Here is a 21,500-nt window from a genome sequence, read left to right on the forward strand (position 1 = left end):
AACGAATCAGTTACTCTTCTTCTGAGGCGCCGGTTTGGCGCTGCCTTTATCCTGCAGCTGGGACGGCAGCAGCACGGTCGTTACGCGCTTGCCTTTGTCGCTGAAGGCCTCCATCTGCTGCTGCTTCACCAGATAGGTAATCCGATCGCCCTCAATGTTGCTATCGAGCTGTTTCAGAAAAGCCTTCCCGGTCAGAATGACATAGTCTTTGGCCAGTTCATAGCGCAGTTGTTGGCTGTGGCCCTCCACCGGCTTACCGTTATCCTGCATTTGATAGAAGGTGACCGGGTTACCGTAGGCCTCAACGATTTCGCTGCCCTGCTGCCCGTTAGGGCGGGTGATGACCACTTTATCGGCGGTGATCTTAATGGTCCCCTGGGTCACGATCACATCGCCGGTGAAGGTGGCGACGTTGCCCTGCATATCCAGCGACTGCTGCATCGAGTTAATGTGGATCGGCTGATCGGTATCACCGGTAACGGCCAGCGCAGAGGCACTGGCGCTCAGCAGGGCGCCGGCAAGGATCAGATCACGCAGTTTAAGGGTGCTTGCTTTGAATTTCATAATAGGTGTTTACCTTGTCGATCAACCGTGCGGTTTTATCCCGCATATTTCCGCGCATCTTCAGTCCATGAGAGGTGAAATTGCTGCCGTACAGCGTTACCTCATCATCCGAGCTTATATCCTGAGTCACCAGATTCACCTGCGCATTATCGGTGGTAATCCTTTCCAGTTGCGAGGTTGGCGTCAAGCTATTGACCTCTACATTGCCATAGAGATATAACCGGTTATCTTTCGCCAGCTTGGCTTTATCGGCGCGAACGGACCAGGTTGCCGCAGCTTGGGGATCGAAGGTCGTCAGCACCGGCCGGGTAAACCAGGTCACACCCTGTTCGCTGTAGTGCTGTACATCCTGAGCCACCAGCTTATAGCTCAGTTTGCCGCTGGGATCGTAGACGACGGTCAGGGTGTGCTGACTCTGGTAGTTCGGCGTATTGGGATCCTGTGTCGTCGGTGCACCGTCGGGCGAGTTATCCGCCAGATTCCAACCAATCAGCGCCAGCGCGATCAGGCTCAGCAGGATGATCACCCAGCGTTTGCCTGTACTCATATCGACAGCCCTTTGGCCTGACTCAGACAGCCTTGGGCCTGTAGGATAATATCGCACAGCTCGCGCACTGCGCCGCGGCCGCCGGCGATGCGGGTGGTGTAGTGCGCGTTGGGTAACAGCAGTGGGTGAGCGTCAGCGACGGCGACGGACAGGCCGACGCGTGCCATTACCGGCCAGTCGATCAGGTCATCGCCGATATAGGCTGCCTGATGGGGGGCCAGCTGCAGATCGGCCAAGATGTGCTCAAAGGCGATAAGCTTATCGGACTGCCCCTGATACAGGTGCCGGATGCCCAGCGTGGCAGCCCTATCGGCCACCAGTTGCGAGCTGCGACCGGTAATGATTGCCACTTCAATCCCCTGGGTGACCAGGCAGCGGATGCCATAGCCATCCCGGACGTTAAACGCCTTCAGCTCTTCACCCTGGTTGCCCATGTAGATCAGCCCGTCAGATAAGACGCCGTCCACATCGCAGATCAGCAGGCGGATCTGCGTGGCGCGCGCCATAACATCGGCGGGAACCGGTCCATAGCAGGTGGCAATCGGGGAGGTGTTTTGTTGCATGCAAGCTCCGTTTCTTCAGACTACGCCGGCGCGCAGCATATCATGCATATGCACCACGCCGATCAGCCGATCGTTTTCAGCGACCAGCAGCGAGGTGATGTGGCGCTCCTGCATGAGGTTCAGGGCATCGACTGCCAGCGCGGTGGGACGAATACGGATCCCACCGCGGGTCATGACGTCAGCGATTTTGGCATTATTTAAATTAATGCCCATATCGAATATACGGCGCAGATCACCGTCGGTAAAGATCCCATCAATATGCGCATCGGGGCCGCAGATGACCGTCAGCCCCAGGTTTTTACGGGTGATCTCCAGCAAGGCGTCGCGCAGGGAGGCTGTTGGTGAGACCATCGGCACCTCATCTCCGCTGTGCATAATATCGCTGACGCGCAGCAGCAACTTGCGCCCCAGCGCGCCGCCAGGGTGAGACAGGGCAAAATCTTCCGCGGTGAATCCACGTGCCTGCAGCAGCGCCACGGCCAGGGCGTCGCCCATGACCAGGGTGGCGGTGGTACTGGTGGTCGGGGCCAGGCCCATCGGGCAGGCCTCCTGCGGTACCCGGATGCACAGGTGGATATCGGCCGCACGGCCCATGGCGCTGTCCGGATTGTTGGTCATGCAGATCAGTGTGACGTTCTGGCGCTTAAGGACTGGGATGAGTGCCTGGATCTCTTGGGACTCGCCGGAGTTGGAGATGGCCAGCACGACGTCGCGCTGCTCTACCATGCCCAGGTCGCCATGGCTGGCTTCGCCCGGGTGGACAAAAAAGGCAGAGGTGCCGGTACTGGCGAGGGTGGCGGCGATCTTACGTCCGATATGGCCTGATTTTCCCATCCCCATAACCACCACTTTACCGCGGCAGCGCAGCATGGCATCACAGGCGCGGCTGAAGTCCTGGTTGATGAAAAGGTCCAGATGCGCAAGCCCTTCCCGCTCGATACGTAGGACATCTTTCCCTGCCTGCTGAAAATCAAAATCCGGTTGAAGTTCCATATGTGACATTCTGTTTTCTCACGTCTCGCAAAACTACTGACTCAGCGGGCCCTGCCCGGGGAGTCAATCCCAATACAACATCAGCGAAGGCTGCATATACAGCAGCCCGATATAGGCGATAAACGCACACAGTAACAGCGCGCCAGTGAGGCGACCGATACTGTGTCTGCGTCGCAGACACAGTAGGGTCAGCACCAGCGTAAAGGCCAACATGACCCAATAGTCGCGGGCGAACGCGGCGTCATCGATGAGGGGATTGCGCGGGCCGATTAACGCCGGTATCCCCAGTACCACCAGAATATTGAAGGTATTGGAGCCAATGATATTCCCCAGTACAATATCATGCTCGCCTTTTATGGCTCCTGCGCAGGCCGTTGCCAGCTCCGGTAGGCTGGTGCCGACGGCGATCACCGTCAGGCCGATGATCAGTTCGCTGACACCCAGATAGCGGGCCAGCACCGTGGCATTGTCGATCACCATGCGTGAGGCCAATGGCAGGATAATAAAACCCAGTGCAATCCATAGCAGGGCGACAGGTAGACCGGTATCCCGCGGTAGCTCCGCGATCTGTTCTCGGGTATAGCTATCCTGACCGCCCGGCATTACCCTGTGGGCCATTTTAAGCATTAGCCATAAGAATGCGCCGAAAAAGGTCATTAAAATAGCACCATCAATACGATTAAGCTGATTGTCATACAGCAAAAAACCGCACAAGATAGTGGCTCCCAGGGTCAGGGGCAGCTCGCGACGCACAATATCGGAACGCACAGACAGTGGGCGGATCAATGCCGCGCAGCCCAGGATTAGCAAAATATTGGTGATGTTCGACCCCAGAACGTTACCAACGGCTGTGTCTATTTGGTTATGCAGCGTAGCAGTCAGGGAAACGGTCAATTCGGGCAGGGATGTTCCCATACTGACGATGGTCATGCCGATGACCAGCGGAGCAACGCCCAGCGCATGCGCAACGGCTGCCGCGCCGTACACCACACGGTCTGCACCATACACTAAAAGTAGTAAACCGATGAGCATTAGCAGGGTGGCGAGCAGCATGCAGGATCCTTGGGTGAATGAAGTCCGGACCTCGGTGTCCGGCTACACAGTTCTAGCGTTTAACTGAACGCGGTCAGTCGGCCACCGATACCGCTGGCAGTAAGTAATTCACTTAATTTTGACGGTAGGCGGGATAAAAGTAAAACTTATGCTGCTATCAAGGCGGGAAATTCACTGTCTGAATGTCATAATGGCGAAAAAATAGCATTAGTAACCCAGAAAAAGCGTGTGGCTGTGTTTTGCTTGAATTCGCTGATCAATAACCAGGAATAATTGTGGATGAATCATCAGGAAAATAATCTGGTGGATATCTGTGGAATGAGCTTTAGCCGCGGGAATCGCCAGATTTTTACCGACATTAATCTGACCGTTCCGCGAGGGAAGGTGACGGCGATCATGGGGCCATCGGGGATCGGTAAAACCACCCTGCTGCGTCTGATCGGCGGCCAGCTGCGTCCGGATCGGGGGGAGATTTGGTTCGACGGGGAGAATATTCCGGCGCTCTCCCGCGGCCGCCTGTTTGAAGCGCGTAAGAAGATGAGCATGCTGTTTCAATCCGGTGCGCTGTTTACCGATCTCAGTGTGTTTGACAATGTGGCTTTTCCGCTGCGGGAGCATACGCAGTTGCCGGAGATCCTGCTGCGTACCACCGTGCTGATGAAGCTGGAGGCCGTGGGGTTGCGCGGTGCCGCCGACCTCATGCCGTCCGAGCTGTCCGGCGGCATGGCGCGCCGGGCGGCGCTGGCCCGGGCTATCGCGCTCGATCCGCAGATGATCCTGTTCGATGAACCCTTCGTCGGCCAGGATCCGATCACCATGGGTGTGCTGGTGAAGCTGATCGACGAGCTGAATCACGCGCTGGGTATCACCTGCGTGGTGGTATCGCACGATGTCCCTGAGGTGCTGAGTATTGCCGACCATGCTTATATCGTGGCGGAGCAGCACGTCATCGCCCACGGCGATCGACAGGGTCTACGCGCTAACCAGGATCCGCGGGTACGCCAGTTCCTTGACGGCATCGCCGATGGGCCGGTGCCTTTCCGCTACCCGGCGGGTGACTATCGCCATGCGCTGCTGGCATCGGGAGAGGGCTCATCACATGTTGCTTAATGGATTGGCGGCCTTTGGACGCCGTGGGATTCGGAGCTGTGCTACCTTTGGCCGAGCCGGGCTGATGCTCTTCAGCGCGCTGGTTGGCCGACCAGAGCCGGGTAAGCAGTGGCCACTGCTGCGCCGCCAGCTGTACAGTGTCGGGGTTCAGTCCCTGCTGATCATCATCGTTTCAGGACTGTTTATCGGCATGGTGCTGGGGCTGCAGGGGTATCTGGTGCTGACGACCTACAGCGCCGAAGCCAGCCTGGGCATGATGGTGGCGCTGTCGTTGCTGCGTGAACTGGGGCCGGTGGTGACCGCCCTGCTGTTCGCCGGACGTGCCGGTTCGGCGCTGACCGCGGAAATTGGCCTGATGAAGGCGACGGAGCAGCTCTCTAGCCTGGAGATGATGGCGGTCGATCCGCTGCGGCGTGTGGTAGCGCCGCGCTTTTGGGCTGGGGTGATCAGCATGCCGCTGCTGACGGTGATCTTTGTCGCCGTGGGGATCTGGGGCGGCTCAGTGGTCGGTGTGGACTGGAAAGGTATCGATGCAGGTTTCTTCTGGTCGGCGATGCAGGGTGCAGTGGACTATCGCACCGATCTGCTGAACTGTCTGATCAAGAGCCTGATATTTGCCATTACGGTCATGTGGATCGCGCTGTTTAACGGCTATGATGCGGTCCCTACCTCGGCAGGGATCAGTCGTGCGACGACACGCACCGTCGTGCATGCGTCGCTGGCGGTTTTAGGTTTGGATTTTGTGCTGACGGCACTGATGTTTGGGAATTGATGCAATGCAAACGAAAAAAGCTGAAGTATGGGTCGGTCTGTTTATGCTGATCGCCCTGTGTGCCGCCATTTTCCTCTGTCTACAGGTGGCCAACGTGAAATCGCTGGGGAGCGCGCCTACGTATCGCCTGTACGCTACGTTTGATAACGTCGGTGGCCTGAAGGCGCGCTCCCCGGTGAAAATCGGCGGCGTTGTGATTGGTCGGGTGGCGGAGATTTCATTGGATCCACAGACCTATCTGCCGCGGGTGGCGATGGACATTGACCGGCGTTACAACCATATTCCCGATACCAGCTCCCTGGCGATCCGGACCTCAGGCTTGCTGGGAGAGCAGTATCTGGCCCTCAACGTCGGGTTTGAAGATCCGGAGATGGGTACAGCCATTCTAAAAGACGGTGGCACCATTCAGGATACCAAGTCAGCCATCGTGCTGGAGGATCTGATCGGACAATTCCTGTATAAGAGCGGCGGTGAGAGCACTAATGCCCCTGCCAGTACAGCCCCTGCTGGCAATACGCCAGCGCCTGTCGCACATTAATCACAGCGAGGATTTTGAACATGTTGAAACGTATAGTGATGGTTGCGCTGTTGTGCGTGGCGCCCTGGTTTTCCGCGCAGGCCAGCGCTGCACCGATGCTGGACCAAAGTAACCCTTATACCCTGATGAATCAGGCCGCCGCCGCGACCTTTAGCCGCCTGAAGAGCGAGCAGCCGCGTATCAGGCAGGACCCCGACTACCTGCGTACGATCGTGCGTGAAGAGCTGATGCCCTATGTGCAGGTGAAGTATGCCGGTGCGCTGGTGCTGGGTCAGTATTACCGCGGTGTGACGCCGACGCAGCGCGCCGCCTACTTTAAGGCGTTCCAGAGCTATCTGGAGCAGGTGTATGGTCAGGCGTTGGCGCTGTATCATGGTCAGCGTTATGAGGTGGCCGCAGAGCGTCCGCTGGGCGATGCTACCATCGTGACTATCCGGGTTACGATCTTCGATAATCAGGGGCGTCCGCCGGTGCGTCTGGACTTCCAGTGGCGAAAAAACACCCAGACCGGTCATTGGCAGGCATTTGACATGATTGCCGAGGGGGTCAGCATGATCACCACCAAACAGAACGAGTGGGCCGCCATTCTGCGCGAGAAAGGGGTCGATGGCCTGACGCAGCAATTGATCGCTGTGGCAAAACAGCCCATTACGCTGGACAATAAGCAGTGACCGCGCGAGGTGAACTGCGCTGGCGGCGCGACGGCGCGATCCTGTATCTGCAGGGGGTGCTGGAGTGCGACTCGCTGGGCGAGATCTGGCAGCAACGCCAGGCGCTGTTGACGGGGATCGCGTGTTTGGATATCAGCGAACTGTCGCGGGTGGATTCAGCGGGGTTAGCTCTGCTGCTGCATGTGCAAAACCTGCGCCCGGAGATGCCGATACCGCTGCGGGGCATCAGTGATCGCCTGCGTACCCTGATCACCCTGTATAATCTGCAGGAGATTGTACCGTGCGCTGCGCCTTCGGCTAACCTTGCGTAATCCCTCACAATAATCACCAAGCCCCCTTCAGCGGCGCCGATGGGGGCTTTTCTCTGTTTAAGCCAACCTTACTTTCCTCTAATATGTACAGCCTATTCGCCTATTGCATAGGCTTGGTAACCCGAAAAGAATCGAACGCCATGAACAATGATCAAATCAAAGACGTGCTGATGAAGGCATTGGCCCTGCAAGAGGTCCATGTCACTGGAGACGGTAGCCATTTTCAGGTCATCGTAGTGGGTGAGCTGTTTGCCGGTATGAGCCGGGTTAAGCAGCAGCAGGCAGTTTATGCCCCGTTGATGGAGTTTATCGCGGATAACCGTATTCATGCGCTGACCATCAAAGCCTATACGCCTGGCGAGTGGCAGCGCGATCGCAAGCTGAGCGGTTTGTGATTTTGCGTCGTCGGCCAATGGGCGGGCGGCGGTAGATAACTGATTAAGCGAGAACGCAATTAAATGGATAAATTTCGTTTGCAGGGGCCGACCCGCCTCGACGGTGAGGTGACGATTTCCGGCGCCAAGAACGCCGCCCTGCCGATCCTGTTTGCCGCGCTGCTGGCTGAAGAGCCGGTAGAGATCCAAAATGTACCCAAGCTGCGCGACATTGATACCACCATGAAGCTGCTCTGTCAGCTGGGGGCCAAAGTTGAGCGTAACGGTTCGGTACACGTGGACGCCAGCGGTGTCAACGAACTGTGCGCCCCTTATGAACTGGTGAAGACCATGCGCGCCTCCATCTGGGCGTTGGGGCCGCTGGTGGCGCGCTTTGGCCGGGGCCAGGTCTCATTGCCCGGTGGTTGCGCTATCGGGGCCCGTCCGGTGGATCTGCACATCTCCGGTCTTGAGCAGCTGGGGGCGGAGATCCGCCTGGAGGAGGGCTACGTGAAAGCCTCCGTGCAGGGGCGTCTACAGGGGGCGCATATCGTGATGGATAAGGTCAGCGTTGGCGCTACCGTGACCATCATGAGCGCCGCGACGTTGGCGCAGGGTACCACGGTGATTGAAAATGCCGCTCGCGAGCCAGAGATCGTCGATACTGCCGGTTTCCTGAATACGCTGGGCGCTAAGATCAGCGGCGCCGGAACCGATCGTATCACCATTGAAGGGGTCGAGCGTCTGGGCGGCGGGGTTTATAGGGTGCTGCCGGATCGCATTGAAACCGGGACTTTCCTGGTGGCTGCCGCGGTCTCGCGCGGGCGCGTCGTCTGCCGTCATACCCGTCCAGACACACTGGATGCAGTACTGGCCAAGCTGCGTGAGGCCGGGGCGGATATTGAGGTGGGCGAAGACTGGATATCGCTGGATATGCATGGCCAGCGCCCGAAGGCGGTCACGGTGCGCACCGCGCCTCATCCGGGTTTCCCGACCGATATGCAGGCGCAGTTCAGCTTGTTGAATCTGGTGTCGGAAGGCACCGGGGTAATTACCGAAACCATCTTTGAAAACCGCTTTATGCACATCCCTGAGCTGATCCGTATGGGCGCGCGCGCGGAGATCGAAGGTAACACCGCTATTTGCCACGGTGTTGAAACGCTCTCCGGCGCGCAGGTGATGGCGACGGATCTGCGCGCCTCTGCCAGCCTGGTGATCGCCGGGTGTATCGCGCAGGGCACCACGTTGGTAGATCGGATTTATCATATCGATCGCGGCTATGAGCGCATTGAAGACAAGCTGAGCGCCATGGGTGCCCAGATTGAGCGCGTGGCCGAATAGTCGCCGCCGTTGTCGGGTGAAAAAGGCCCCCACCGCTAGGCCGGGGGCTTTTTTATGCGCTGAACGGCGCGCGGCGTCCCAGTCCTAGTCTACGTTGGGAAACTCGGCGATGGCCACGTTCAGCTTCAGGCGCTCGCCATTACGCATGATAATGACCGGCACCTCGCTGCCCGGGCGGATTTCTGCCACCTGATCCATCGTCTCCGTGGCACTGATTGCCGGTTTTCCATTGACATTGAGGACGATATCGCCGGGGCGGATCCCCGCCAGGGCCGCTGGCCCGTTCGCGGCAACGCTATTGACGATAATCCCCTGAATACGCTCTGCGCTGGCCGGTTGATTACGTACCGGAACGATCTCCCGTCCGCTGATACCGATGAAGCCGCGGATCACCCGGCCATCGCGGATTAGCTTGTTCATGATCTTGGTGGCGAGGGCGGTAGGTATGGCGAAGCCGATGCCCTCCGGCGTCTCGCCATCGTTGCTTTTATCCAGAGAGAGGGTATTGATGCCGACCAGTTCGCCGAGAGAGTTGACCAGCGCCCCTCCGGAGTTACCGTGATTAATGGAGGCATCGGTTTGTAGGAAGTTCTGGTGACCGTAGGTGCTCAGGCCGACCCGTCCGGTGGCGCTGATGATCCCCTGGGTCGTGGTTTGCCCAATGTTATAGGGGTTGCCGATGGCCAGAACCACGTCACCGATATGCGGTACCCGCTTGGGATTAATGGTGATCACTGGCAGGTTACTGGCCTGGATCTTGAGCACCGCCAGATCCGTCAGGGTATCGGAGCCGACCAGCATCGCCTCGAACCAGCGGCCATCTTGCAGAGCGACCACGATCTGATCGGCGGCGCTGACCACATGCTTGTTGGTCAGGATATAGCCTTTTTCATCCATGATCACCCCGGATCCCAGGGTTTTGATCGCCAGTCCGCTGCTGCTGCCGCTCATACTGCCATTATACACATTGACCACTGTCGGCGCGGCGCGTCTGACCGCCGCATTATAGCTCACCGGCTGCTCCTCGAAGGTCGCTTCGCTGAACAGCGGCATCAGACCTTGGGGACGCAGAGAGGGCAGAGCAATCATCAATACGATTGCCACGGCCAGACCGAGCAGGGTGGAGCGCAGCAGTTTTACCAGCATGATTATCAACGTAGAGCGGAAAGGGTAATCGCAAGAATAACAGAGAAACACGGGGTGCGGCAGCGCTCTCCCCCCGATTTTGTGCGGACAATCAACGCCGCAGGAGGTACATGCCTTCGCCACCGCGGATCAGATGCAGTGCGATAACCGGCGGATCGCCGACCAGCGCGCTGCGCAGGGCGGCGATATTGCGGGTGTGCAGATGGTTGACGCCGATGACCAGATCCGCCTTATGCAGACCGATCTGCGCCGCCGGAGACCGATTCTCTAGCGTATCGCTGCAGATCCCCGACGTTTTCTGAATCGCTCCGGGGCTGAGACTTGTCCTTGCAAGCGTAGGCGTCAGAGTCTTTCCCTGCACGCTGGCCAGCGCATGGTTTTCCAATATGACGGTAACGTTCATCGGCTTGCCGTTGCGCAGTAGCCCAATCTGCAGCGCCGTGTCGGGCGCGACGGATCCCTCCTTGGCCCGCAACTCAGCGAAGCTGCCGATTGGGGTGTCATTGAGGGGGATCAGCTCATTTCCGGCCCGGATCCCGGCACGCGCCGCAACGGACTTGGGCAAGATCTCATTGACGAAGGTACCGCTTGGACTGTCCAGCTTGAAGGCGTTGGCCAAGTCAGCGGTCATACACGGCCCGGATACCCAGCATGCTGCGCTTGGCCTTACCGTATTTGATCAGCTGAGTGTTCCGGCTGTGCGCCATATTGCTGGGGATCGCAAAGACGATACCGATGCTGCCGCCGACAGGGGCCAGGATCGCGGTATTGATCCTGATTTGTTCGACCTTGAGGTTGACCAGCGCCCTGCCGGAGTTACCGCTGTTGATGGCGGCGTCGGTCTGAATAAAGTTTTCCAGCTCTCCTGATTGAGCTCGCTGCGCCCCAGCGCAGAGATGATACCGGCGGTAGCCGTCTGCACCAGTCTAAAGGGTGTAGACAGCTACGGCAAAGTCGCCGGCTCACAGCCGATCGGAGTTGGCCAGGGGGAATGGTCGTCAGATGCGGTGGGCATCGAACAACTGGAGCAGCGCGATGTCAGCAGTGGTGGCACGGTGTCTGTCCGCCCTCGGCATAGGTCCTGACCACTGCCGACAGCACCCATGGCCAGCATGGGTGCCAGGCTGGGCTGGGCCTGATCGTTCAGGGCACTCGGCACGCGGGCAGTGCGGCGAGCGTCAGGCTCAGCGCAAGGAGAAGGGGAAGCGATCTGCGGATCATGGCACCATCTTGCAATCTGTGGCGTAAGGGCTGCGACGGAGTAGGGAAAGATGAAACGGAGACACAGTGCCCGATGACGCGCACCGCCAGACGAAAAGCTATCCAGGGTACGCGCAGGGTGTATCAGCGCCGTCGGGCGGCGCGTAATAGGTTAATCGTGGCGATCGGCGCGCAGCAGGCCGGAGGCGCCCTCTGAATAGTCGCGCGGTGGGATCTCGACCGGCGCCTGATCGTTATCCGCTTCCGTCAGACGGTAGCGGAACGGATTATCATGTGCAGGCATATCAGGCAGCAGATTATTCGAGCTGGTAGCCATGTGCTGATACAGCTGGCGGTAATCTTTCGCCATGTTGTCGAGCAACTCTGCACTGCGGGCAAAATGGTTGACCAGCTCCTGGCGGTACTGATCCAGATCGGTTTTGCTTTTCTCCAGCTCATCCTGCAGCGTTTTCTGCTGGCGCAGTTTCCGGTTACCAAAGCGCATCGCCAGCGCCCCGATGATGATACCGACAACCAAACCAATAAGCGCATACTCCCAAGTCATGGTGACTCCTATTATCTGAACAATCCTGCTCGTGTGATTACGCAGTTACGGGACATTCCCTAATACCCACACTATAACCGCTAACCTAGTCAGAGTGGAATCCTGTCGCTATTTTGCATATGGTTATGACTTACTGAAGGGGATGACGTTGGCACTTGTACCGTCGCCCGTAATGCAGAAGAAGGATACCCGTGCCGATGTTCTCGCCATATGCCCTGACGCACGATACGCCGCTGGCCCGTTACCGCGCGGCTCTGGCCGTTGGCGACTATCAGCCGGACGCCGCTCAGCAGAGGGCGGTGGAGGCACTGGATGAAATCCATCGTCAGTGGACGATGCGCTGGCAGGCCGCTGCACCGGCCGGGTGGCGGACGCGGTTGCCTCACTGGCTCGGCGGGAGGCGTATTGCTGAGCCTATCACCGGACTATATCTGTGGGGAGGCGTTGGCCGGGGGAAAACCTGGCTGATGGATCTGTTTTTTGACACCCTGCCTGGGCAGCGTAAGCAGCGCCTGCACTTTCACCGGTTCATGCTGTGGGTCCATGAGTCGCTGGCAGCTAAGCAGGGGCTGGCCGATCCGCTGGCATTGTTGGCAGATACGCTGAAGGCGCAGGCAGATGTGCTGTGCTTCGACGAGTTTTTTGTGACAGATATCGGTGACGCCATGCTGCTGGGTACTCTGCTGCCGGTGCTGCTTGCACGTGGGGTGACGCTGGTCACCACGTCCAATATTCCACCGGCGCAGCTGTACCCCAACGGCCTGCAGCGCGGCCGCTTTCTGCCCGCTATCGCCAACATCCAGACATATTGCCAGGTGCTGAACGTCGATGGGGGCATCGATTACCGCCTGCGAACCCTGACCCGGGCACACCTGTACCTGACGCCGCTGGGGGCGCGCACTGAGCAGGCCATGGACGCGCTGTTCCTGCGCTTGGCCGGTCAGGCGGGGCAGGCCGGTGGTACGCTGGAGATTAACCACCGTCAGCTGCCGGTGCTGCGGCGTGCAGAGGCGGTGGTTGCGCTGCATTTCTCTGCGCTGTGTGAGGCGCCCTGCAGCTCCAGGGATTACATTGCGCTGGCTCAGCGCTATCATACGGTGCTGCTGCACGGGGTCAGTGCGATGAACTCCGACCGTGAAGAGTGCGCCCGGCGCTTTCTGGCGCTGGTGGATGAGTTCTATGAGCGTCGGGTGACGCTGATTATCAGCGCGAGCTGCGATATGTTTGGGCTTTATTGCGGCGAGCGCTTGACGTTTGAATATCAGCGCTGCCTGTCCCGCCTGCAGGAGATGCAGAGCGAAGCCTACCTGAGCCTGCCGCATCGGCCATGAGCGCGCCGGGACATCGCTGCGCGCGGGTAATAAATTCCGCTGCCGCGCGAAAAAGCGATCGATCTTTGAAGCTGACTTCTCTATAATCTCGCGACCCCACGTTACAACAAAGTTTTTTTCCCAAAAACTTTATGTGCCGGCATGGCTCTATTCGAAGGGGTAGGTTTGCTGGACGATGGTCGTGTGAACCTCAACACTGAAAATCGAAGCGTTGTGTTCACCAACGTGTAACTAAAAATTGGGTAAGCTTTTAATGAAAACTTTTACAGCTAAACCAGAAACCGTAAAACGCGACTGGTATGTTGTTGATGCTAGCGGCAAAACTTTAGGCCGTTTGGCAACTGAACTGGCTCGTCGCCTGCGCGGCAAGCACAAGGCGGAGTATACCCCGCATGTGGATACCGGTGATTACATCATCGTTCTGAACGCAGAAAAAGTTGCCGTAACCGGTAACAAGCGTCTGGACAAGAAGTATTTCCACCATACTGGCCACATCGGCGGTATCAAAGAAGCGACCTTTGAAGAGATGATTGCTCGCCATCCTGAGCGTGTAATTGAAATCGCGGTTAAAGGCATGCTGCCGAAAGGCCCGCTGGGTCGTGCAATGTTCCGTAAACTGAAAGTTTACGCGGGCAACGAGCACAATCACGCGGCGCAGCAACCGCAGGTTCTGGACATTTAATCGGGATATAGGCAATGGCTGAAAATCAATACTACGGCACTGGTCGCCGCAAAAGCTCCGCCGCTCGCGTATTTATCAAACCGGGTAGCGGTAAAATCGTTATCAACCAGCGTTCTCTGGAACAGTACTTCGGTCGCGAAACTGCCCGCATGGTAGTTCGTCAGCCGCTGGAACTGGTCGACATGGTTGAAAAACTGGATCTGTACATCACTGTTAAAGGTGGTGGTATCTCTGGTCAGGCAGGTGCGATCCGTCACGGTATCACCCGCGCTCTGATGGAGTACGATGAGACTCTGCGCTCCGAACTGCGTAAAGCTGGCTTCGTCACTCGTGACGCTCGTCAGGTTGAACGTAAGAAAGTTGGTCTGCGCAAAGCACGTCGTCGTCCGCAGTTCTCCAAGCGTTAATGGGTTTCTGCTTCGGCAGATCCTTAATGCTAAAAACCCGGCTAAGCCGGGTTTTTTTATTCCCATATGGCATTGGCTTATTCGCTGTAAAGGATTTTATCCATAAAATCATTATCTGCCACCCACAAGCACGCCAATTTCTGGTAGACTGACATCCACTTTTTTCTCCTGTTGCAACGTATAAAATTTGAGCGCCACAGGTCGGGATAATTCAATGTTTTCGTTGTCTTATCTTCTTGCGCCCGTAACTGTGCAACAGGCGCTGCGCGTCTCTCTATGTAGAGCCTGACGGGCACCTGTTCATACCGTTTTCTAGATAAACTTGGAGGTTTTCATGGCTGTCGCTGCCAACAAACGTTCGGTAATGACGCTGTTTTCCGGGCCGACCGACATCTTTAGCCATCAAGTACGTATTGTCCTGGCTGAGAAGGGTGTCAGCGTCGAGATCGAGCAGGTGGATATGGGCAATCTGCCACAGGATCTGATCGACCTCAACCCCTATCGCACGGTGCCGACGCTGGTTGACCGCGAGCTGACGCTGTATGAATCTCGCATCATCATGGAGTACCTTGATGAGCGCTTCCCACATCCGCCGCTGATGCCGGTCTACCCGGTTGCCCGTGGTGAGAGCCGCCTGTTTATGCACCAGATCGAGCGTGACTGGTACTCCCTGTTGTATAAGATCGAGAAAGGCAGCGCTCAGGAGGCGGACGCCGCCCGTAAACAGCTGCGTGAAGAGCTGCTGGCTATCGCTCCGGTCTTCTCCCAGAAACCGTTTTTTATGAGCGATGAGTTCAGTCTGGTGGACTGCTATCTGGCACCGCTGCTGTGGCGTCTGCCGGTGCTGGGCATCGAGCTGAGTGGCGCCGGTGCCAAAGAGCTGAAAGGCTATATGACACGCGTCTTTGAGCGCGATGCTTTCTTGGCCTCGCTAACCGAGGTTGAGCGTGAAATGCGTCTGCATACCCGGGGCTGATGATGGAACTGTCGCAAATGTCACCGCGCCGTCCCTTCCTGCTGCGCGCTTTTTATGACTGGCTGTTGGATAATCAGCTGACGCCGCACTTGGTGGTGGATGTGCACTGTGCCGGTGTGATGGTGCCGATGGAATACGCGCGCGATGGGCAGATTGTCCTGAATATCGCTCCACGCGCCGTCGGTGCGCTGGAGCTGGCCGATGATGCGGTGCGCTTTAACGCCCGCTTCGGCGGCGTGCCGCGTCAGGTATATGTGCCCATGGCAGCGGTGATGGCTATCTATGCGCGTGAAAACGGTGCCGGTACGATGTTTGAGCCTGAAGCTGCCTATGAACAGGATACCGATGAGACCCGCATCGAGGCGGAGAACGATGAGCCGCCAATGATGTTGATCGATGGCGATCGCTCGCCGGATAACAAGGCGCCCGCTGACGATGACGGCGGCGATGAGCCTCCGCCGCGTGGCCGTCCGGCCCTACGCGTGGTTAAATAACGCGGACGTCAATAAAAACCGGGATTCGATCCCGGTTTTTTTGTTGAAAACCCCCTGCTAAGCAGGGGGTTTTGTTTTGTTCTCGTGTAGCCCGTGGGAAAAAAGAAAAAAGTGTGATGCCCTGCATAGGGGGCAGGACGATCACACGTCAAAGAGGATGGCGGACATCGCCAGCAGGGGTATGCCGGGAGCCATGGCCAGAACCGCTGTTATTTCTCTTCCTTAAGACAGTCGCGGTGCAGCTTGACGACGACTTTCCTAATGGGGTCTGACGTCCGGCTGATACAGCCGGGCTTATGGGGCTCTCCGGGGAGAAAGACCGCAAACATCCCCGGCGTCATGATCAGGCGCTGCGGCTGCATCATGGCGGCACACAGCTGATAGTCTCCTTCCTGCTGGTACGGTTGGCATTCGCGCGCCTGGCCCGCCATGGCAAAGTCGATGCGCTCTTCGCCCTGCAGCACCAGCTGAATATCCAGATAGTCGCGGTGTATCTCGCCCAGTTTCTCCTCCGCCCCCAGTGGCGTCAGCGTCATGACATTCATGTACAGCTGCTCTCCATCGATGGGGTGGGTGCCGTTTTCCAGATGTGCTGCTCCGGCCTCCAGCGCGCGCTGCAGCGCCCGGCGAATGGGATTCGGTAGGTCGCCGCGCTGGGTTAAATCATCAAGATGTCCAAGTATCATATCGTTTCTCTCCGACTCCAGAGCGCCGCACCGATCAGGCCGGCATCGCGTTGATGGCGGGCTGGATACAGCGTGGTGTGGTAAGCGTGCGGCAGCTGCCGCAGAAAATACTGAACCTGAGCCAGATAGTCTGGCGCCAGGCCGACGCTGCCACCGATCACCGCGCACTGGATATCCAGCGTGGCCCGCAGATCGGCGATCAGCTGGGCGATCGCCTGCGCAGAGCGGGCGATGAGTCGCTGTGCCTGGGCATCGTCAGCGGCGGCCCGCTGAAAAATAGCGCGGGCATCGAGGCCGGTCAGATCGCCCTGAGCCGCCGCGGCGATAGCCCGCCCTGAGGCGATGGACTCTACGCAGCCGCTGCGCCCGCAGCCGCAGCGTGGCCCCGCCGGATCGGCCAGGGTATGGCCAATGTGGCCAGCGAAGGCACCGCGTCCGATCTGAAGGCGACCGTTGAGCACCAGTCCGCCGCCGACGCCGGTCGATACCGTAATGAACGCCATATCCTGACCGCTGGGGGTCAGGGTAAGGTACTCTGACCAGGCCGCGGCCTGGGCATCGTTGAGAAGATAGCAGGGCAGCGCGCTGAGCCTCTCAATGCACTCCTGCAGAGGAAAACGGTCCAGCCCGCCCAGGTTATCGGGATTCAGGGCGCTGAGGATCCCCTGGTGAATAATGCCGGTAGAGGCGACGGCAACCCTGCCTGCCATTCCTCGATAGCGGGTGACTAGCTGGGAGAGCGCCTTCGTTAGGGCCTCCGGGTCACCGCTGACCGGCGTGGCGACCTCGCTGCGTTGGCTCAGCTGGCCGTTGGCATCGACCAACGCTGCCGCCAGCTTGGTTCCGCCCAGATCAATGGCCAGCGTATTCATGATGCGCCTCCGCCTGGAGAGCCTGGCAATACCACTGACAGATGTGCTCAATACGGGTGATGGCCGAGCCGACGGTGACAGCCCAGGCCCCTTGGGACAACGCCTGCGCCGCCTGTGCCGGCGTGTTGTAGCGCCCTTCGGCGATCACCCGGCACCCGGCGTTGCTCAGCGCGTGCACCAGCGCAAAATCGGGCTCGCAGGGCGTTTCTCCGTGGGTATAGCCGGAGAGCGTGGTACCGATAAAATCGCAGCCGAGGCGCTGACAGTACAGCCCATCCTCCAGCGAGGAGCAGTCGGCCATCGCCAGACGCCCATGGTGCTGTATTCGTGCCAGCAAGGCCTCCCGCCGCTCCGGGCGGGGACGCTGGGTGCCGTCAAAGGCGATGATATCGGCGCCGGCCTGAACCAGATCGTCAATATCGCGCAGGAAGGGAGTAATGCGTACCGGCGACTCATCCAGATCGCGTTTGATGATCCCGATAATCGGCAGGCTGACATGCGGGCGCACCGCCTGCAGGTTGGCCACGCCCTCGATACGCAGCGCGGCGGCTCCCGCCTGGGCCGCGGCCGTGGCCATGGCCGCGACGATCTCCGGGCTATCCATCGGACTCCCCGGCACCGGTTGACAGGAGACAATCAGGGCACCGTTGCGTTGAATATGCTGTTGCAGAGTGGTGAATACAGACATGGCACCTCACCTTGATTACGCTTTAAAATTGAACTCCATATGAATTTATATTATGGAGCAATACTCCATCAAGGTAAAATGCAGTAAAGCGTGAGTAGGGTCAAACTATCGTTGGTGAGTGTACCTCGGGGGAAAGCGGTGGCGGAGTTAAACTCCGCCAGTGGTTCAGCGGGGAGTAGAGGCGGTATGGTCTGCGGGCACCGCGCGGCGGCGCAGCAGATGGATAGCCCAGGCGACGCTCATGATCACCAGGATCGCAAAGCACAGCGCAAAGGCCAGGAAACAGGCCTGCGCCATATTCATAAACTGCATGGAGGGGATCAGATACCAGCCCTCCGCCTGCACGTACATGTCGATAAACCACTGCTGTACGCTGTCCAGCGCCACCCCCTGTGGCACCATCGGCGCATCATAACCGCAGTCGCCGGTCGGCTTAAACCAAGAGGGTGACCACTCGGCCAGGGGCAGCCCAAAGGGAAAGTGGGGATCGGTGGAGCATCCCTGTACGCCAAACAGCGCGTCCGGGCTGTGCACCGCATGATGGATCCCGTTCAATTTGATGGAGTACCCCATGCCGATGATGGCGCCATAGAAGGCGGCGATACAGCCGAACAGCTTCAGCGCCAGATTGCGGGGGTTGATCGCCGCGACCAGTCCGCCGATAACCATGACAAACATAGCAAAGCGGATATAGACGCACTGTTCGCAGGGGGCCATGTACAGGTAGATCTGAAAAAAGGCATGCGCCAGGACGATCAGCCCACCCATGGCCAGGGCCATCAGCAGCCAGAGAAAGCGCCGCTCCTGCCAGCGAACCAGCGTTTCGACCGGATTTTGGCGCAGGTCACTCCACATCTTTGCAGACATAGCGATCATCCTTAGGCTACTTGGCAGCCAGTTCTTTGACTAAATCGGCCATGGAGTCGACGGATTTGATACTCTTGGTCATGAGCAGATATTTACCGTTGACCACATAGGCCGGTACGCCCTGGATCTTGGCTACGTCGTAGGCGGAGGCCTTCCATTCACCCAGGGTATTTTGCACCGCGGGATCCTTCAGCCCCTCCTCCAGATCGGCATGGCTCAGGCCGGCGGCGTCCAGCCCGGTTTGGGTAAAGGCGGCCGGATCCTTGCCATCCTTCCAGCGCTCTTTTTTATCGTGGTAGGCCGCGTAGTAGGCAAACTTGGCCTTTTTGAACTGAGAGGCATCGTCGAAGATGGAGACGCCGGCGGTGCGATCCTTATTGAGCAGCACGGCGAGAATTTCGCTGCCCTGTGGTCCATAGACACCTTTGGTATCCAGGTGGTACGGCTCGAAGCGTACGACATCCTTAACCTTTTCGCTGACGGGGCCGGTGACTGCCTTGTCATACTTGTAGCAGAAGGGACAGTCATAGCTGAAGACTTTGATTAGGGTCTTCTGGGCGTTGGGGATCGGTTTTTCCAGCACCACGTAGTCTGTGCCTTCGCTAAAGGCGGCGGCGCCGAAGGCGCAGGTCAGCAGCGTGGCGCTCAGCAGGGCTTTAAGGTGTGTTTTACCCAGCGTTAAATGCATAGTGGAGACTCCTTTCCTAAAGCGATACGGAATGGGCGTACCCTGGGGTACGCCCATGGACGTTACAGGAACAGCCCCTGCGGCCGGATCAGCGCCGCACGGTAATGGGTTTGGTTAGCCTTATCGGACAGCACGTCCAGCTCGACCTTGACGTCTTTGGTCTTGTAGTCGATCTCATTTAGGCGACCGGTGGTCGGCTGGCCCGGCTCAAACAGATTGGTGGATCCGCCAAAGCTGAACATGGTGTCGCGATCCGGCTGGTATTCGACGATCGAGGTGATTGGGTTGTACCACTCATAGCCACGATCCTTGCCATACTCCCAGACTTGTTGCACGGTCATATTCTTTTCATCGATCTTGTACTCCACGATGCGCGAATATTTCATGGTGGGCAGCGCCGGCTGCTCCAGGTGGCGGCCATCGCCGTTGTCGAAGACCGTCAGGGTACCCTTGGGTGACAACCAGGCAGTGTGCTGGGTATAGGCGAAATCGAAATCGCTGTTTTCGCAGACGCCCTTGGCACTGCAGTTCAGCGGTTTATTTTGTGCATCAACCGGCTTGAGCAACTTGGCGGACAGTTTTTCGTTCCAGCCTTCGGACGGCGCCAGGATCCACTTCACCTGCTTGTCGCGGCCGATCTTGACGACACCCTGATGGCGTGAGGAGAGAATAATGCTGTCGTCCTTGGGATCGTAGGCGATGGAGTTAACGTGGGCCCAGTTACGGCCAGGGCCTACGCCCAGCGCATCGCCAAACGGTGTATCCGGTTCCAGCTTGGCCTGCTTACCGGCCTGATCCAAATCGACGTTAACGCAGACGGCACCGGCATCGAGCGCACCGAGCAGGCTGTCACGCAGCGGATCGAGGATCAGGTTAAGATCCCAGACATCGACCACCCTCCCAGATTTATCTACTTCCAGAATATGGTCACGGATCGTATGTACGCGCTGGCCGTCTTCACGGACATAGTTGCGTTTGCCGACGCGTAATAACACGGTGTCATTGGGCGTCTCCACTGATTCGTGGGTGGCATCAAGGTAGCCACGCGGCAGACGGTGGTTGTTAAGTACCTGACCCATCATGTCGAACTCATACCAGCGCTGTCCCTGTACCGCGGTAAAGGTACCGCGTGGGGTTTCCCTGATCCCCATCAGATAGCCACGTTTGTTCACGTCCACATCATGGGCGTTATATAGCGCATCCTGATTCAGCCACCAGCGATATTCGCCTTGGGTGTCGACAATAAAGGTAAAGGGCGCAATATCAAATGGCATAGAGCCGGTCGCCGGGTTGGCATCCAGCAGCCCGGCATTTTTATCTTTTTCACCGCTCCAGTGCAGATCAGATCCCTGAGGGGTAAAGGTATGGGTATTGACTAAATAGAGGCGGTCCTCAAACCCTTTGGCGACTTTAACCGGTTTCACCTGCTGTAAATCGGTGAGTGATCGGTTATCCATATATTTATTGACGATGGCAGATGTTCGAATGGTATAGCTATCTTTTTTGCGTTTTCCGGCTTCTATATATTCAATTGTGACTTGGTTATCATGTTTTTGATACAGGCCAAAGATAGGAATGCCATCATAGGTTAACAGGGACTGTTTACCGACGGGATAGCTGACGGCAACACCATTTTCCCCTTTCCCTAGCACGGTAACTTTGACATCGGAGATGGCGTGTCCATTCAGATTGATTAATGCCGTGAGCGGTGAGTTTCCATAGGGGTCAACGACGACGGAACCGAAGTTTCCCACGGCGGGCGCTGCCGGCATACCTGCAGCCTGAAGGGCGGGAGAGATGGCGCCGATGGCGAATGCAATGGCACCGGCGACCAGCGTTTTTCTGGTTGTGCTGAGCATGGTATTCTCCTGACTTTGCAATAAATCCATTTTTATCATCAGTGGACAGCCCGCATTGGATTGCATGCCGTCCGCGCTATCCCAAAAGGGGAATTCGATATCATCTACGCCACGGAGATGCAGTATAAATAGGGCGATGATGAGCAATGATAGGCGGTTATCATTGTCGTGATAAATAAGGTTATTACGCAGGTGAATGTAT

General features: G+C 57.9%; 27 protein-coding genes. 13 read left to right on the forward strand and 14 right to left on the reverse strand.

Annotated features, from left to right (window positions below; genetic code table 11):
* Positions 1–6 precede the first annotated feature (6 nt).
* From lptA to EIEH_RS10105, 5 genes are read right to left on the reverse strand one after another with little or no spacing between them, the layout of a single operon-like run.
* Positions 7–564: a lipopolysaccharide ABC transporter substrate-binding protein LptA gene (lptA, locus tag EIEH_RS10085; protein ID WP_015870003.1), complete on the reverse strand. Its 558-nt coding sequence runs from the start codon at positions 562–564 to the stop codon at positions 7–9.
* Positions 539–1,111 carry an LPS export ABC transporter periplasmic protein LptC gene (gene lptC, locus EIEH_RS10090; protein WP_035609419.1) on the reverse strand — a complete coding sequence of 191 codons (573 nt, stop codon included), beginning with the start codon at positions 1,109–1,111 and terminating at the stop codon, positions 539–541. The genes lptA and lptC overlap by 26 nt, the downstream gene beginning before the upstream one ends.
* Complete coding sequence (gene kdsC / locus EIEH_RS10095) at positions 1,108–1,674, reverse strand: 3-deoxy-manno-octulosonate-8-phosphatase KdsC (RefSeq protein ID WP_015870005.1); 567 nt, start codon at positions 1,672–1,674, stop codon at positions 1,108–1,110. Before kdsC ends, lptC begins: the two co-directional genes overlap by 4 nt.
* A 15-nt stretch (positions 1,675–1,689) precedes the next feature.
* On the reverse strand, positions 1,690–2,676 hold the full coding sequence (gene kdsD / locus EIEH_RS10100) for an arabinose-5-phosphate isomerase KdsD (protein ID WP_015870006.1): 987 nt from the start codon (positions 2,674–2,676) through the stop codon (positions 1,690–1,692).
* Between the two features lie 54 nt (positions 2,677–2,730).
* Positions 2,731–3,720 carry a calcium/sodium antiporter gene (locus tag EIEH_RS10105; RefSeq protein ID WP_015870007.1) on the reverse strand — a complete coding sequence of 330 codons (990 nt, stop codon included), beginning with the start codon at positions 3,718–3,720 and terminating at the stop codon, positions 2,731–2,733.
* A gap of 279 nt (positions 3,721–3,999) precedes the next feature.
* Between EIEH_RS10105 and mlaF the strand changes: the two genes are divergently transcribed.
* The 7 genes from mlaF to murA all read left to right on the forward strand — a co-directional run bounded on the left by mlaF (position 4,000) and on the right by murA (position 8,837).
* Complete coding sequence (gene mlaF, locus EIEH_RS10110; RefSeq protein WP_015870008.1) at positions 4,000–4,830, forward strand: phospholipid ABC transporter ATP-binding protein MlaF; 831 nt, start codon at positions 4,000–4,002, stop codon at positions 4,828–4,830.
* A complete protein-coding gene (gene mlaE, locus EIEH_RS10115) occupies positions 4,820–5,602 on the forward strand; it encodes a lipid asymmetry maintenance ABC transporter permease subunit MlaE (RefSeq protein WP_035609422.1) in 783 nt (260 codons plus the stop codon). The genes mlaF and mlaE overlap by 11 nt, the downstream gene beginning before the upstream one ends.
* Before the next feature lie 4 nt (positions 5,603–5,606).
* Positions 5,607–6,140 carry an outer membrane lipid asymmetry maintenance protein MlaD gene (mlaD, locus tag EIEH_RS10120; RefSeq protein ID WP_015870010.1) on the forward strand — a complete coding sequence of 178 codons (534 nt, stop codon included), beginning with the start codon at positions 5,607–5,609 and terminating at the stop codon, positions 6,138–6,140.
* 20 nt (positions 6,141–6,160) lie between these two features.
* On the forward strand, positions 6,161–6,811 hold the full coding sequence (gene mlaC, locus EIEH_RS10125) for a phospholipid-binding protein MlaC (RefSeq protein WP_015870011.1): 651 nt from the start codon (positions 6,161–6,163) through the stop codon (positions 6,809–6,811).
* On the forward strand, positions 6,808–7,122 hold the full coding sequence (gene mlaB, locus EIEH_RS10130; RefSeq protein WP_015870012.1) for a lipid asymmetry maintenance protein MlaB: 315 nt from the start codon (positions 6,808–6,810) through the stop codon (positions 7,120–7,122). Before mlaC ends, mlaB begins: the two co-directional genes overlap by 4 nt.
* A 140-nt stretch (positions 7,123–7,262) precedes the next feature.
* Positions 7,263–7,517: a BolA family iron metabolism protein IbaG gene (gene ibaG / locus EIEH_RS10135; RefSeq protein WP_015870013.1), complete on the forward strand. Its 255-nt coding sequence runs from the start codon at positions 7,263–7,265 to the stop codon at positions 7,515–7,517.
* A gap of 63 nt (positions 7,518–7,580) precedes the next feature.
* Positions 7,581–8,837, forward strand: a complete 1,257-nt coding sequence (murA, locus tag EIEH_RS10140; RefSeq protein ID WP_015870014.1) for a UDP-N-acetylglucosamine 1-carboxyvinyltransferase — start codon at positions 7,581–7,583, stop codon at positions 8,835–8,837.
* An 84-nt stretch (positions 8,838–8,921) separates the two neighbouring features.
* On the opposite strand, the gene degS is transcribed toward murA, so the two are convergent.
* Together degS and EIEH_RS19700 are read right to left on the reverse strand one after the other, a co-directional pair.
* Positions 8,922–9,983: an outer membrane-stress sensor serine endopeptidase DegS gene (gene degS, locus EIEH_RS10145; protein ID WP_015870015.1), complete on the reverse strand. Its 1,062-nt coding sequence runs from the start codon at positions 9,981–9,983 to the stop codon at positions 8,922–8,924.
* A gap of 91 nt (positions 9,984–10,074) precedes the next feature.
* Positions 10,075–10,614 (reverse strand): PDZ domain-containing protein, encoded by a 540-nt coding sequence (locus EIEH_RS19700; protein ID WP_015870016.1) that lies wholly within the window; start codon positions 10,612–10,614, stop codon positions 10,075–10,077.
* A 67-nt stretch (positions 10,615–10,681) separates the two neighbouring features.
* On the opposite strand from EIEH_RS19700, the gene EIEH_RS19705 reads away from it, so the two are divergent.
* Entirely contained in the window at positions 10,682–10,852 is a 171-nt protein-coding gene (locus EIEH_RS19705) for a hypothetical protein (RefSeq protein WP_015870017.1), read from the forward strand.
* A gap of 503 nt (positions 10,853–11,355) precedes the next feature.
* On the opposite strand, the gene zapG is transcribed toward EIEH_RS19705, so the two are convergent.
* Positions 11,356–11,748: a Z-ring associated protein ZapG gene (gene zapG, locus EIEH_RS10155; protein WP_012847385.1), complete on the reverse strand. Its 393-nt coding sequence runs from the start codon at positions 11,746–11,748 to the stop codon at positions 11,356–11,358.
* Positions 11,749–11,963: 215 nt separating this feature from the next.
* Here zapG and zapE point away from each other — a divergent pair, with 215 nt between their 5' ends.
* The 5 genes from zapE (at position 11,964) to sspB (ending at position 15,638) form a co-directional block, all read left to right on the forward strand.
* Positions 11,964–13,079, forward strand: a complete 1,116-nt coding sequence (zapE, locus tag EIEH_RS10160; RefSeq protein ID WP_172468376.1) for a cell division protein ZapE — start codon at positions 11,964–11,966, stop codon at positions 13,077–13,079.
* A gap of 253 nt (positions 13,080–13,332) precedes the next feature.
* Positions 13,333–13,761 (forward strand): 50S ribosomal protein L13, encoded by a 429-nt coding sequence (rplM, locus tag EIEH_RS10165; protein ID WP_015870019.1) that lies wholly within the window; start codon positions 13,333–13,335, stop codon positions 13,759–13,761.
* Between the two features lie 14 nt (positions 13,762–13,775).
* Positions 13,776–14,168, forward strand: coding sequence for a 30S ribosomal protein S9 (gene rpsI / locus EIEH_RS10170; RefSeq protein WP_005281735.1), 393 nt, complete (start codon positions 13,776–13,778; stop codon positions 14,166–14,168).
* Between the two features lie 334 nt (positions 14,169–14,502).
* Positions 14,503–15,144, forward strand: coding sequence for a stringent starvation protein SspA (gene sspA / locus EIEH_RS10175; protein ID WP_015870021.1), 642 nt, complete (start codon positions 14,503–14,505; stop codon positions 15,142–15,144).
* Positions 15,145–15,146: 2 nt separating this feature from the next.
* Positions 15,147–15,638 (forward strand): ClpXP protease specificity-enhancing factor, encoded by a 492-nt coding sequence (gene sspB, locus EIEH_RS10180; RefSeq protein WP_035609435.1) that lies wholly within the window; start codon positions 15,147–15,149, stop codon positions 15,636–15,638.
* A 209-nt stretch (positions 15,639–15,847) separates the two neighbouring features.
* On the opposite strand, the gene nanQ is transcribed toward sspB, so the two are convergent.
* From nanQ to EIEH_RS10210, 6 genes are all read right to left on the reverse strand, one after another.
* A complete protein-coding gene (gene nanQ, locus EIEH_RS10185) occupies positions 15,848–16,324 on the reverse strand; it encodes an N-acetylneuraminate anomerase (protein ID WP_015870023.1) in 477 nt (158 codons plus the stop codon).
* On the reverse strand, positions 16,321–17,196 hold the full coding sequence (gene nanK / locus EIEH_RS10190; protein ID WP_015870024.1) for an N-acetylmannosamine kinase: 876 nt from the start codon (positions 17,194–17,196) through the stop codon (positions 16,321–16,323). Before nanK ends, nanQ begins: the two co-directional genes overlap by 4 nt.
* Positions 17,177–17,884, reverse strand: coding sequence for an N-acetylmannosamine-6-phosphate 2-epimerase (locus EIEH_RS10195; protein WP_015870025.1), 708 nt, complete (start codon positions 17,882–17,884; stop codon positions 17,177–17,179). The genes nanK and EIEH_RS10195 overlap by 20 nt, the downstream gene beginning before the upstream one ends.
* Positions 17,885–18,049: 165 nt before the next feature.
* The gene (gene dsbI, locus EIEH_RS10200) at positions 18,050–18,751 is read right to left on the reverse strand and encodes a protein-disulfide oxidoreductase DsbI (protein ID WP_015870026.1); all 702 of its coding nucleotides are present in this window, start codon (positions 18,749–18,751) and stop codon (positions 18,050–18,052) included.
* A 16-nt stretch (positions 18,752–18,767) separates the two neighbouring features.
* Positions 18,768–19,439, reverse strand: a complete 672-nt coding sequence (locus EIEH_RS10205) for a thiol:disulfide interchange protein DsbA/DsbL (protein ID WP_015870027.1) — start codon at positions 19,437–19,439, stop codon at positions 18,768–18,770.
* Positions 19,440–19,501: 62 nt separating this feature from the next.
* Positions 19,502–21,298, reverse strand: coding sequence for an aryl-sulfate sulfotransferase (locus EIEH_RS10210; RefSeq protein WP_035609438.1), 1,797 nt, complete (start codon positions 21,296–21,298; stop codon positions 19,502–19,504).
* Positions 21,299–21,500: the final 202 nt, after the last annotated feature.

This window comes from Edwardsiella ictaluri ATCC 33202 (assembly GCF_000264785.1).
Lineage (GTDB): Bacteria > Pseudomonadota > Gammaproteobacteria > Enterobacterales > Enterobacteriaceae > Edwardsiella > Edwardsiella ictaluri.